This window comes from Chromobacterium sp. FG89, assembly GCF_057808735.1.
The window spans coordinates 67,545-79,518 of sequence record NZ_JBMDIQ010000022.1; the positions used below are offsets into that span (position 1 = coordinate 67,545).

The window sequence follows — 11,974 nt, forward strand, 5'->3', positions numbered from 1 at the left end:
CGGTCAGCCTCTCAGGTAATCCAGCAGGCTTTGCGGCTCCGCCGCCGCCTCCGGCTGGCGGTCCAGGGACTGGTTCCAGCGCAGCGCGCTGAACACCTCGCGCAGGCCGTCATCGTAATCGCGCTGCCAGCTCCAGAACTGCTCGCGCGCCACGCGCTTGAGCACCTTGCCGGTGGAGCCCACCGGCAGCGCGTAATCGTCGCCGAGCACGCCCACGCACACGGTGTAGTCCGGCAGCGCGCCGCGGCCCTTGAACGGGAAGCAGTCCAGCGCCTGGCGCAGCACCTCGTCCGCGTCCAGCGCCGCGCCGGCCTTGCCGCGCGCCAGCACCAGCACCGCTTCTTCGCGCGTCGGCCCGCGCGAAACGCCGATCACGCTGACGTCGAACAGATCCGCATGACTCAGCAAATGCTCTTCCAGCAGCAAGGTGTAGGCCGGCTCGCCCAGCGGCGTCGGCACCGCGTCCACGATGCGGTCCAGGTGCACGAACTCGCCGTTGTCCAGGCGCAGGCCGATGTCGCCGGTCAACCAGTAGCCGTTCAGCGTGGTCAGCGCGGTCAGATGCGGCTGGCCGTAATAGCCCGGCGTCACCGTGGGGGAACGCACGCCGATATAGCCCGGCTGGCCGTCCGGCAACAACTCGCCCTGCGGAGTGAGCACGTCGCAGCGCGCGTAGGACGCCGCCGCGCCCACGGTGCGCTTGCTGGCCACCTGTTCCGGCGTGGACACCTTGAAGAACTGCGACATGCCCAGCTCGGACGCGCCGAACATATCGGTGAAGCGGCCCCGCGGCGCCAGGCGCAGCAGTTGGCGGATATGCGCCTCGTGCGCGGTGTCGCCGGTGTTGTAATAACGGCGCACCGAGTCGAAATAGCCGTCCGGCAGGTTCAGTTCCGCGAAGGAGGCGTAAGTCTGCGAAAACGCGGTGACGATGGTGGGCTGGAAGCTGGCGATCAGATTGGCCGCCACTTGGCCGGTTTGCGTCGCCAGCGCCAGCGCCGGCAATTGCAGCATGGTGGCCGTCATCAGATAGCTGACGCCGGCCGCGTGGGTGGGCGGCATCGCCGTGGCCAGCTTGTCCTCGTCTTGCTCGACAAAGCCGCGCAGGCGCTCGCGCTTGCCGTTGAAGAACTGCGCGTGGCCAAACAGCACCGCCTTGGGAATGCCGGTGGTGCCGGAGCTGTGGCACACCATCACGATGTCCTCGTCCTTCACCGCCGCCGGCCAGCCGGAAGCCGGCAGCGGCGCCAACGCCACCGCCGCGCCGGCGTTGAAGCCCGCGTCCAGCGCGGTGAGGCCGCGCAGCGCGCCGGCCAGATCCCAACGCGCGTCGGTTTCCTTGTCGTAGACGAACACGTCGAAGCGGTTGCGCTGCGCGTACAGCGCCGCGATGTCGGCGCGCAGATGGCCGTTGATCAGCACCGGCACGCAGCCCAGGCTGCCCAGCGCCAGGAAATGCAGGAAGGACGGAATGCCGTCGCCCAGGAACAAGCAGACATGCCGCCCCGCCTGGATGCCCTGCTGGCGGTACCAGGCCGCCAGATCGCTCACCAGATGGAACAGGCTGTCCAGGGAAAAGGACTGATAGGCGTTGCCGCGCGGGCCGATAAAAGGCTTTTCCAGGAACAGATAGTCTTCCCGGCTGCCGCCGTAGGCGGCGTGGGCCTTGAACAGGAAATTGCCGGCGCCCAGTTCCGGATCGTTGAACAGCGCGTCCCAGGCTTGCTTTTTAATCAGGTGGTCCATGTCGGTGTGTGTCTGCTGGCGTTGGTTGAGCCCGCCGCTTGCGGCCAGGCGGGAGGGTGGACTGTCTGCGAGCCCGCTCGCGCTCTCGCGAGCGGACCCCTGGTCAGGCGCTTACTGACGCATGCCGACGGCGAGCCGGTTCATGCCGTTCATCAGCGCGATGGCGAAGGTCAGATCGGAAATCTCCTGGTCGCTGAAATGCGCTTTCAGCGGCAGATAGGCGGCGTCGTCGGCGTGGCTGTCCACCACATAAGTCAGCGCCTCCGCCCATTCCAGCGCGGCCTTCTCGCGCTCGCTGAACTGGGCGCTGACGCGCCAGCCGGCCAGTTCCGCCAGACGGCGGTCGCTTTCCTCGCGCTCGCGCAGGGCCTTGGTGTGCATGTTCAGGCAGAAGGAACAACCGTTGATCTGGGACACGCGCAGATAGATCAGCTCGATCAGCGGCAGGCCCAGCACGCTCTTTTCCAGGCCCTGCTTCACCAGGCGGAAACCCTGCAGCAGTTCCGGGGACAATTCGTAATACGCAAGACGCAAGCTACTCATGATCAACACTCCTAAATTTGGATAAGGACAGGAAGCGGGCGCGGCCCGGCCGCGCCCGGAAACTTCAGACGCGGCGCGCGCCCGGCGCCGCTTCCAGCGAACTGGCCAAGTACACCAGCGCGGCGCAGGCGGCGCAGGTGAGCACGCTGAAATTCAGCGACAGCTTCAGGCTCTGGAACGCGGCCATGCTCAGGGCGAACACCAGCAGCAGCGCCGCGCTGATCCAGGCGGAGGCGCGCAGTTGAACGCCCAGCAACAGGGTCACGCCCAACACCGCCTCCAGCGCGTTCACCGCCCAGGCCAGCACCGGAATCAGACCGGCCGGCGCCCACGGGCACAGCTTGGCTACATGGCGATAGAAGTTTTCCATCGTTCCCCAGGACACCCCCAGTTCGCCCATATGGCCCCAGAAGCCGAAGCGATCCGCCACCGCCGACAAAAACGCCGCCGCCAACGCGAACCGGGCCAACAGCAACACCGCCTTCCAGGCGCTTTCCTTTTGCATGCCTAAACCTCCCAATCGATATGGATGCCAACCCGCGACGGCGCGCCGCCAAGTTATGCAATATGGATTGCACTGTAATGGACATACTCGATACGCATAAGGGACAAGAATGAATTTTCCGACCATGACAAAGCGCATGAAGGCATTTGGAAACTGGAAAGACGGCGCGCGGATCGCCAAGCGACAAACCGCGCAAACCATTGAAAAGAAAAGTAGATTCAATAGAGACCAGATCGCGTGGAACGGCGCCGCGCCGACGCCCGCGCCGCGGGGACATGACCCCGTCGCCGCCCGGCGGGCATGACCCCGTCCGCGCCGCAGCCTGTCCGGACGGACAGCCTGGCTCGGCAAAAACACCCTTTACCCGCCGCCCCCGCCGCGCTTAAATGACAGGCTTATCCACAACGAAGAGCCGCCGACAACACCTCGCGGAGAAGCTGAGCCAAGACGCGCCGACGCAGAAAACGAAGTTTCTGCGAAGCTACAGCACCCGTCGTACGACCAAAAGGCGGACGCAGGATCAGGGGTTTTGTTCGTGGATCTAAAGGCACACACCATGCGCCGCTTCCTGCTCCCCCTCATCGCCGCCGGCCTGACCCTGGCCGGCGCCGCCCAGGCCAAAACCCTGAATTTCTCCGGCTACGTCTGGGAAGTCCGCAACCAGATCCAAAGCGGCCCCGGCCCCAACGACTGGGACGAGAACAACGCCTGGGTGGACGCCCAGGGCCGGCTCCACCTGAAGATCGCCCAACGCGCCGGCAAGTGGAGCAGCGCCGAAGTCTACCTGCCTCAGCGGCTGGGCTTTGGCCGCTACCAGTTCAAGCTGATAGGCCGGCCGGACCTGTTCGACGACAACATCGTGCTGGGCCTGTTCAACTACCCGACGCCGGACGTGGGCCCGGACGCCAGCAATGAAATCGACATCGAATTCGCCCGCTGGGGCAACCGGCAAAACCCGATGGGCAACTACACCGTCTACCCGGCCGTGCCCGGCCCCAAGCCCACCTCCTACGCCTTCGAACCGAATCTCAACGGCGACTACAGCACCCACCGCTTCAACTGGAACGCCAGCCGGGTGCTCTACCAATCGCTGCACGGCCACCAGGATGGCGACCTGTATGAAATGGCGCGCTGGAACTTCGCCCCGGCGGACCCCACGCGCCTGGTGCCGCAGCAACCGCTGCCGCCCCACATCAATCTATGGCTGTTCCAGGGACGGCCGCCCAAGGACGGCAAGGAAGTGGAGATCGTGATTAAGGAGTTCTCCTTCATCCCGGCCGCCGCCAAATAAGCACGCAGCGGCATTTTCGCGGCGAAAACGACAAAACCCGGCCAGGCGGCCGGGTTTCTCACTGAATACAAGATTCGTTAAAGCTTGATCATGGCCAAACGCTTAGGCCAATAACGCTCCAGCAAGGCGAACAAAATGGCCGCCGTCTCCACGTCCATCACCCCGCGGTAATCGCTGGCGCGGAAATGCATCTGGAAGGCGCGCACTAGGGTGGCGAAGCCGGCGTCGCCGCCCGCCGCCGCCTCGTAGCCGTAATGCTTGAACGCCTCCAGCATCTTCTCCCGGCTAGGCAAACCCTGCTGCTGGAACCGCCGCACGTACTTGCACTGCGTCTCCGCCTCCGGCCACGCGCCCACCCCGGCCAGGTGCAGCTCCCGCCACGGGAACATCGGCCCCGGATCGCTCTTGCGGCCCACGGCGATGTCGGAATGGCCCAGCACGTTCACCGGGCTGATGTCCGGATAGCGCGCCAGGATGTTCCGCGCCAATTCCGTCACCGCCGCCACCTGCTCCGGGTGATAGGGCGGAAACACCATGCCGCCCTTGTCCTCCCGCGCCAGATTGACGATTTCCACGCCGATGGATGAATCGTTCAGATTGCTGCGGCCATCCCAGGCACTGGCGCCGGCATGCCAGGCGCGGTCGTTCTCGTCCACCAGATTGAACAGATTCATCTGCTTGAAGCCGGCCTGCTGATAGCTGGGGTCGCAAGGGTCCGGCGCCAGATAATGCGCGCTCACCTGGCCGGAACCGGTCAGCGCCTTGATGGAGCCGGCGAAGTCCAGCGCGGTGTAATGCAGGATCAGGAAACGGACGCGTTTGTTGAAGCCTTGGACCGAGCGATAGGTATTGAACAGGATGGGCGTCATGAAGAATCTCCAGGAGGGGAATGGGAAGGGATGCGGCCGGCCAGACAGCCGGCACATAGAGTCTGAGTCCTCCCGGCCGCAGGGGTTCGGCGGGGGTGACGGGTGTCATCCCCGCCAAGACGGCGCATGAACCTGATATTTTCGGTGGAATACCCGCCACAACCAAACCATACCGGCCATCGCCTAGATTACGATGATGGCGGCACGGAGATGCATCACTCGCGCCTCACACCGTGGTCAGCTCTTTCAAAGCCCCGCCACTTAAGCATAGCGGCGGCATAGACAAACCATCAAACAATGGCCTTAACCAAAAATGAAGTCACCGCGGCGACCCCCATCTCTCGGCAAGGCTTGGCCATCAGGTCAAATCGGCACTTCTACACCTGAGACCAAGATAATTTTTCTCACGGCCACGCCCGTGAAATTATTCCAGGCAGATAACCGTGCCACAACATAACGGAACCTTATTTATTCCGCCCGCCGATACCAGACCGTTTCCCCATATTGAGAATCAGGAAACACCGGTATGGCCTCACCTGCCGTAAAGCTGCGACACGCATCAGGCCTAGCTGGCGTCCACCAGACACCGGCATGAGGGCACGCTTGTCCACCCTCAACCCGCCCGCTGCTTGGCTGGTTTTTAGGGTAGAAACCTTCGGGGGGGACCTCAAGGAATTGCTTGGGGATACGCCGAACCAGCGTCCAGCGGGATGGATACACATCCTGCTCATCATCCCACCAGCCCTCTTCATCCTTGCTTAGGCCCTGACGCACCGAAATGCCAGGCTCTTCTGGCCACCATCGCCCTGGGTGCAGAAACTGCGCAGCCGTATTTTCGGAGTCCGGCAAATAAACACCGCACTCCTTGACCTGATCGCCAGGACCAATCACGACTGAATGGTCCAATTCATAAACTGGAATCTGTTTAGGAAGGAGGATATTCGTTCCACCTAAGACTCCACTGGGATCACTAAAATCACAATGCCTGCTTAAGCTTCCTTCCTGCCATTCCCCACCAATAGTTGCACCGATAACCTTATCTAATGCAATCGCCTTGAACAAAGCATCCCAAAACATTGTTCCCAGTGGCTCGGACATCCAACTGGCATCAAACTCACTGATATTCTTGTTAATGCTACGACCATGAGTTCCAACTAAGCCACGAAAGGCTTGAGGATCGCCATGGCTTCGTAAAATGCAACCTTCGATCAGACCATCCAGGCTGGAGCGTAGATTGGGTAACACGAGACTTCCCCACACGACGTCGGGCTGCTCGCTAGTATGGTGCCGCCGTAAATCGGCAGGCAGATTTTGCATGAACTCGTCCAGACATTGCTCGCCCAATCGCACTGCCTCGCGCATCGCGTCACGTGCATTGCAGAAGTGCTCGAATGAAACGAGATATTCCAGCAAATAAACTTCCTGTGGCTGCAACGGGGGCATGACTAAGATCCTTTACACCTCGAGAACGGAACACAGCCAAGCGCAGCAGAGAAGGGCCAAGCATTCTAATCTATTCCCCTCTGCGAGACAGGCTACCGCCAAGCATGTTAGGGATAAAAACCGTTAGGAGGAACTTGGAGAAATTGGCTTTCTACGCGCCGAACCAAGGTCCAAGTCGGCACCACCTGCCTCTCCCGCTCCCAATCGCCGAATTGATCCCGTTGCAGACCTTGATGTACCGATATCTCACCCATACCCCGCGCATTCAGCAAGTCAGGCTTCAACTGATTGGTGCGATAGGGATGCAGAAACTGAGCGCAAGCATGATCCACATCCGGCAGGTAAACACCAGAAATCTCCACCTTATCGCCAGGTCTCACCATCACACTGCCATCCAGTTCATAAGCGGGAATGGCTGGAGGCAGGTCCAATGGCCCCCAGTTCAGCTCATCGTAGCGAAAAGACAAATCTCCCTCCTCCCAACGGCCCTCGCAAGTTCTGTTGAAATTTATATCCAGCCTGCTAGCTCTACTTTCAAAGTCGCCGATGCGCTCTAACTCATCCTGCCCCATCCAACCGTGCCAGTACTCGTTGCCACCACGTAAAGCTCCACGAACACCACCGCCCCCACGAAACACATTGGCATCATCATGAGTCCGCTCAATATAGGTGTTTATCAAGTTTTGCAACGTTGCTCGATAGTTAGGCAGTAGAACAGTTCCCCAGGTCACATCTGGTTGCTCGGATAGATGATTTGAACGCAAAGTGGCCGGTGCGGTATTCATATACCGCTCCAGCGCCTGCTCATGCGAATAAACAACCTGTCTCCAGGCGTCGCGAAGCTCGCCTATGTACGCCAACGATACAAAACGTTCTAGCAGAAAACACTCTTGTGGATGAAGTGTCACCCCAGGTCACCTAGTAGTACCAATGGATACCACACAGCCTCCTCCATGGAGCTGATAGCCTCCTCAGAGGTATAAGCATCAAGGTCAGGCTCCTCACTCATCTCGCGAAGATAATTGACGATGTTGTCGTCCACTTGCTTTTCTAAATGGAAGCGGAACAAGGGGGGCATTAGCCGCCCTTGCTGGACAAACTCAATATGTAGATGCTCCAGTCCTTCGTTCAGCACTTGCTTGGGCACCCACACGCCATTACGGGGGCAGATCTCCCCGGTTTTGCAACTGAGCGAGTAATCAAGCTCATATTTGGGATACCCCTCTGGAACGGGGATCAAGCCGTGAGCCTGCCAGAAGTCCAAGTCATAGGAGGCTCCTTTGGCAAACCCTTCATTCCGGCCTACGCAATTGGTTTGCTCATCCCCCCACAACTTGCCGTGCCAATAGACGTTGCCCAGTGCTTGCGCACCCACACCGCAAAGGCTGGACATGTGTTCAAGGGCCGTATTCCATGCTCGGTCTTCCGCGGGAGCGCGCCAACCATATATGTTCTGCTCCGCCAAACCCCTGAAGTCGCGGTTGGTATCTGATAGCTGGCCATACATCGGCATGTAGTCGCCATAGCGCACACACTCAATGCGACGACGGATTTCTTCAGCATGATTCAGATAGCGCGACACCCAACCATCCAGATTACCGATGCCATGGCCGTCGTGTTTGGTCAACAGGCAATTGAATAGGTCCGCAAAGTCTTCGGTCGCCTGAGCGCAAGCTTCGTAGTAGGGAATGGAAGTGACGTAGTTCAGAAACCACGCTTCACGGTTAAGCTCTCTCATTGCTTGGGTGATTAGCATAGGGATGGTGAACCTGGCGTCACGACATCATCCTTACCGCCACAGCTACAAGCTACGCCAATACAACGAATGCGTCTGGTATTTCCAGATACGATTGCTCTCCGCCTCATAGAACCAGGCAAACGCGGAACCGTCATTGGTTTCACTCCATTTGCGGCCTCCATCGGTGCTGGTCAAGGTGATCGAATCCCGCATCGCCTGGCCTGGCTGCTGGCTGTCTCCCGCCAGCACCAACTGATCCTGCTTGCCGACAAACAAGGCGCCGGGAATCACATGCGGCTCGAAACCATGGCGCAGCGCCTCCTCGCCCTGTTTCCACAACACATAGGCCGCCGGCCGCAATTGTTCCTCCGCCACCTTCTCCGGCTGCAACTGACCTTGCAAGGCAATCAAATGCAGGCCGCCGCCCAAGGCCGGCTTGATGTCAACAATGGACTGCTGCTTGAACACCGCCTCCGGGCGCATCCATTTCAACGGCAGATCCTCCGCCTTGACATCCCAAGGCAGGCTATACAACAAGGCGCTTTCCTCCACCGCGCCGAAGCTGCCGCCCAAGCGCGCCTGCCGCACATAGAACGACAGGCGCAAGGTGCCGTCCTCCGCCAGATCGAAAGCGTCAAAACGAGCGCGGGTGTCCGGCACCATGGGCGACAAACCATTGCCGTCCGGATTGGCCATCAGCCGCTGATTGGCCCAGGAGGGCATCGGCAAGGCCTCCCAATGCTCACCGCCGTCGCGGGTGCGCCAGATACGCATGCCTTCCGCCACCAGATAACCACGCTTGCCGTCGTTCAAGAACAGCGGCTGGCCAGGCTGGATGCGTTCCGGCCATGGCAGTTGTCGCCAGTTGGCGCCTCCATCCTCGGACTTCCACAAAGCGTGCCAGCCTTGACCATAACCGTCCGGCCCCGCCGGCAGCTTGAAATTCATCCAGTCCGTGGAGCCATAGATGGTTTTCCAATCGGCGGACAGCCACCAGGCCCCATTCTGCCCGCGCTGCTCGAAAATGCGCTTGACCCCGTGTTCCATATCGCCGCGCAGCAGCCTGACCGTGGAGCGGTTGCTGACCTCCTTGACGTCGTTCATCCAGGGCTCCTGCACCTCCGGCACCCCGGGCCGGCTACGCTCGGCCACCGGCTTGAACTTGATCTCGGGGCCAATCGGCTTGAAGATGAAGAGCTGCCGGCCATGGACACGCAGATCGCCGCCGCCATAAGGCTTGTCTTGTTCCATCAACTCAAGTTGATGCGTCCAGGGGAAAGCAACCCGATACAAGTTAGCTCCGGCAATGGCCAGGACCACAATAGCCACACTGAGATATACCGCACGCCTCGTCACCTTGCCATCGTCTCTCTTTAAAACACAGCCACAGTCAAATCCAGTGGCTACATGTTCAAGCCATAGAACTTATGCTAGCGCTACTTCCCAACAGGCTCTGCCGGTAAAGGCGGATCTTGATAACCTTCGTCAATAACCACGCCCAGCGCACGCAATTTAGCTTCTTTTATATTGCGTTCCTGCTTCCATTTCCGTGCAGCCGCACTCCATAAACTACGCCAATGATCACGCTCTTCAAATTCAAAATTTGAGCTGAATTGCTGCTCAGCACTGCTTATGCTGACGTTCAACAAATAAGCGCCAGGCTTGGCAGGGTCCATGCGCTGCATATCCCTGTCAAACTCCAAACTCAGAAAGGCATCCTTTGCATAGAAGCTCCAGCGGGTCCTAGCCGGCATTGTCATCCACTCCGTCAATGACAACTCATAGTCAGGGTCTAATGCCCCATGCTTCTGCACAGCGTACTCATAAGCTGCTTTGCCACTCAAACGCGGGTCCGTCTCTTCGATATACTTCTGCCAACCTGCAGCGCGAATCGATTTGACCAAATTCCATACATAACGTCTTGCCACGTCATGCTCTATCGAGGACTGAGAGGACAAGCCTGCGCTTAGCTGTATGCTATCGATACCTTCTTTTTTATCCATATCCTGTGTGCCAGTCACACTGAGCACCCGTGGAATTTCCAGACTATGGCTACCATGCTCTAAACGTACAACTATGGATTGCTTGGTGCGCAAAGGCTGAATTTTATAAAAATTAACCCCTGCTGGTTGTGCATTGATATGCACAATATCACCATATTTATTTTTCCAGTCTACTCCACCTTGATTCAAGGCTATTGATATTTTTTCAGGATAATTCATTTTTCCCTTCTCTTTTTCTTTTCCTTCAGGAAGATAGGCATATGCAGCAACTACGGCACACCCAATCAAGACTGCGAGTAGAATGATTTTTTTCACAACCACACCGTTCAGATGACTAGTTTGAAACATACCATGCAGCCATAGTTGCAAGCTCTTTTTCCATAAATGGTTTCTTGCGCTTCATCAACTCATGGAAATCATTTGCTGCGCTACGAATCCAAGTCATTCGACTATTATAGTCTTCTAAGACTGTTTCTTCTGGGGCAGACGACTTCATACTTTTATCTGAAGTTTTGCATTCATGTGTAAAAATCAACTCTAAATCAGGAGAAAACCAGCTCATCCAACCTCTTTGCCGTTGCACCCATTTTGCGAATTTATCATCCTCATACATTAATGGTTGCAAAACAATTTGCTGTTCATGCTCTGCCACTTTCAACAAATGATCTAACTGCAATTTTTCTCGTTGAGTTCCCTTGCTACTATTTTCGATAGCCTTTACGGTTTTGAAAGATTCTATTATATAGGATGAGAGCTTAAGATAATTTAATGTCGGCAATGCTGTTTCTGCCCAAGGGAAGCGCTTCAAATTATCTAACACTTGCTTATGGCAGCCATCCCTCCCTCTTGCACTCAAACAATCTTCAAAAGTAGCAGCACTATAACTATGATACCAATGAGTAGGAGCGATATCTTGAAAAAGCCAGAAGTTCCCTTTCCCCAACCCATCTCTCACATAGCCAAAATCCCAGTTTTCACCAAGCTTCGGCATAAACTTCCCGGCATCCACTCGAATTAAATCCAAAGTACATGCCACTGTTTTACTAGCAAAAGCACCCAGCGCCATCCAATAATAACGCCCCTTTTTTTTAGGGTCGCCATAATCTTCTATCTCTAGGTAAAATCGGGAATAAGTCGCTGAAATCACTCTAGCCCTTTGCGCATAATCTGCCATTAGAGCCCGCACAGGTCTAAAAGTGTAACCTTGCTCTCTCCTAGACAGGCGATCATAGGCAAACTGCTGTGCTAATGACCACATTGTGTCACAACCTGCTTCAATTTTGCACACGGAGCCATCTTGAGTATTAGTAGTGGCTGTCTTGCGTAAAGTATCAGTCGCCATGGCAATTATTTTTCATCTAAGGGAAGAATTTCGCTCCAAACCATTTGAGCTTCTAATGGTGTGGCAGAGCTAGTATGAATACGCTGATTACTGCCATCTGGTTTAATTTGATGAAGCAATTGATTCTTGCCATCATGAATTGCAAGTGTAATTCCCTTGAGTGGCTTGCCATCGGGCCCAAGAACCTGAAATTTCTCATCATATAAGTCTGCACTTGGAAATCCCTTCATATTGATCCCAATACTCGCCGGCCCGCTCATCTGATGGCTGGCGCCCTTCACCGACACCTTGCCGGGACAATGCAGTTCGATATTGCCGCCGGCGATGCGGATGTAAGCGCCGCCGCTGACGTTGAGCAGGATTTCCTGCTTGGCCGCTACGGTGATTCTTTCCTTGCAAGCGGTGACGGTCACATCCTTGTCCGCTGTCACCTCGATGCTGTCGCTCTGCGCCTGCATCTGGATCTTGCCCTTGGCGGCGATCAGCTTCAGCGC

At 57.3% G+C, this 11,974-nt stretch carries 13 protein-coding genes; 2 read left to right on the plus strand and 11 right to left on the minus strand.

Annotated elements, in window-relative coordinates:
• Positions 1-3: 3 nt before the first annotated feature.
• From ACODRW_RS19285 to ACODRW_RS19295, 3 genes are all read right to left on the minus strand, one after another.
• The gene (locus tag ACODRW_RS19285) at positions 4-1,746 is read right to left on the minus strand and encodes a class I adenylate-forming enzyme family protein (RefSeq protein ID WP_107801429.1); all 1,743 of its coding nucleotides are present in this window, start codon (positions 1,744-1,746) and stop codon (positions 4-6) included.
• 111 nt (positions 1,747-1,857) lie between these two features.
• Positions 1,858-2,289 carry a carboxymuconolactone decarboxylase family protein gene (locus tag ACODRW_RS19290; RefSeq protein ID WP_019104277.1) on the minus strand — a complete coding sequence of 144 codons (432 nt, stop codon included), beginning with the start codon at positions 2,287-2,289 and terminating at the stop codon, positions 1,858-1,860.
• A gap of 64 nt (positions 2,290-2,353) precedes the next feature.
• Positions 2,354-2,794 (minus strand): MauE/DoxX family redox-associated membrane protein, encoded by a 441-nt coding sequence (locus tag ACODRW_RS19295; protein WP_227106219.1) that lies wholly within the window; start codon positions 2,792-2,794, stop codon positions 2,354-2,356.
• A 109-nt stretch (positions 2,795-2,903) separates the two neighbouring features.
• Between ACODRW_RS19295 and ACODRW_RS19300 the strand changes: the two genes are divergently transcribed.
• Together ACODRW_RS19300 and ACODRW_RS19305 are read left to right on the plus strand one after the other, a co-directional pair.
• A complete protein-coding gene (locus tag ACODRW_RS19300) occupies positions 2,904-3,098 on the plus strand; it encodes a hypothetical protein (protein ID WP_488906476.1) in 195 nt (64 codons plus the stop codon).
• A 231-nt stretch (positions 3,099-3,329) separates the two neighbouring features.
• A complete protein-coding gene (locus tag ACODRW_RS19305) occupies positions 3,330-4,085 on the plus strand; it encodes a glycoside hydrolase family 16 protein (protein WP_488906477.1) in 756 nt (251 codons plus the stop codon).
• A 77-nt stretch (positions 4,086-4,162) separates the two neighbouring features.
• On the opposite strand, the gene ACODRW_RS19310 is transcribed toward ACODRW_RS19305, so the two are convergent.
• The 8 genes from ACODRW_RS19310 to ACODRW_RS19345 all read right to left on the minus strand — a co-directional run.
• Positions 4,163-4,954: an N-acetylmuramoyl-L-alanine amidase gene (locus ACODRW_RS19310; protein ID WP_488906478.1), complete on the minus strand. Its 792-nt coding sequence runs from the start codon at positions 4,952-4,954 to the stop codon at positions 4,163-4,165.
• A gap of 468 nt (positions 4,955-5,422) precedes the next feature.
• Positions 5,423-6,397 (minus strand): hypothetical protein, encoded by a 975-nt coding sequence (locus ACODRW_RS19315; protein ID WP_488906479.1) that lies wholly within the window; start codon positions 6,395-6,397, stop codon positions 5,423-5,425.
• Positions 6,398-6,504: 107 nt separating this feature from the next.
• Positions 6,505-7,182, minus strand: coding sequence for a hypothetical protein (locus ACODRW_RS19320; RefSeq protein WP_488878039.1), 678 nt, complete (start codon positions 7,180-7,182; stop codon positions 6,505-6,507).
• 119 nt (positions 7,183-7,301) lie between these two features.
• Positions 7,302-8,153, minus strand: coding sequence for a hypothetical protein (locus ACODRW_RS19325; RefSeq protein WP_488878040.1), 852 nt, complete (start codon positions 8,151-8,153; stop codon positions 7,302-7,304).
• Positions 8,154-8,198: 45 nt separating this feature from the next.
• Positions 8,199-9,428, minus strand: coding sequence for a WD40/YVTN/BNR-like repeat-containing protein (locus ACODRW_RS19330; RefSeq protein ID WP_488906480.1), 1,230 nt, complete (start codon positions 9,426-9,428; stop codon positions 8,199-8,201).
• 143 nt (positions 9,429-9,571) lie between these two features.
• Positions 9,572-10,507 carry a hypothetical protein gene (locus tag ACODRW_RS19335; RefSeq protein ID WP_488906481.1) on the minus strand — a complete coding sequence of 312 codons (936 nt, stop codon included), beginning with the start codon at positions 10,505-10,507 and terminating at the stop codon, positions 9,572-9,574.
• Positions 10,473-11,480, minus strand: a complete 1,008-nt coding sequence (locus tag ACODRW_RS19340; protein WP_488906482.1) for a DUF2515 family protein — start codon at positions 11,478-11,480, stop codon at positions 10,473-10,475. Before ACODRW_RS19340 ends, ACODRW_RS19335 begins: the two co-directional genes overlap by 35 nt.
• A 5-nt stretch (positions 11,481-11,485) precedes the next feature.
• Positions 11,486-11,974: DUF2345 domain-containing protein (locus ACODRW_RS19345; protein WP_488906483.1), on the minus strand; the 489-nt coding region annotated here is incomplete at its 5' end.

Excerpts from the sequence above, each read along its gene's own strand:
- ACODRW_RS19320 (WP_488878039.1), bottom strand. The coding sequence starts at position 7,182 with ATGAATACCGCACCGGCCACTTTGCGTTCAAATCATCTATCCGAGCAA.
- ACODRW_RS19295 (WP_227106219.1), bottom strand. The coding sequence starts at position 2,794 with ATGCAAAAGGAAAGCGCCTGGAAGGCGGTGTTGCTGTTGGCCCGGTTC.
- ACODRW_RS19285 (WP_107801429.1), bottom strand. The coding sequence starts at position 1,746 with ATGGACCACCTGATTAAAAAGCAAGCCTGGGACGCGCTGTTCAACGAT.
- ACODRW_RS19310 (WP_488906478.1), bottom strand. The coding sequence starts at position 4,954 with ATGACGCCCATCCTGTTCAATACCTATCGCTCGGTCCAAGGCTTCAAC.
- ACODRW_RS19325 (WP_488878040.1), bottom strand. The coding sequence starts at position 8,153 with ATGCTAATCACCCAAGCAATGAGAGAGCTTAACCGTGAAGCGTGGTTT.
- ACODRW_RS19290 (WP_019104277.1), bottom strand. The coding sequence starts at position 2,289 with ATGAGTAGCTTGCGTCTTGCGTATTACGAATTGTCCCCGGAACTGCTG.
- ACODRW_RS19300 (WP_488906476.1), top strand. The coding sequence starts at position 2,904 with ATGAATTTTCCGACCATGACAAAGCGCATGAAGGCATTTGGAAACTGG.
- ACODRW_RS19340 (WP_488906482.1), bottom strand. The coding sequence starts at position 11,480 with ATGGCGACTGATACTTTACGCAAGACAGCCACTACTAATACTCAAGAT.
- ACODRW_RS19315 (WP_488906479.1), bottom strand. The coding sequence starts at position 6,397 with ATGCCCCCGTTGCAGCCACAGGAAGTTTATTTGCTGGAATATCTCGTT.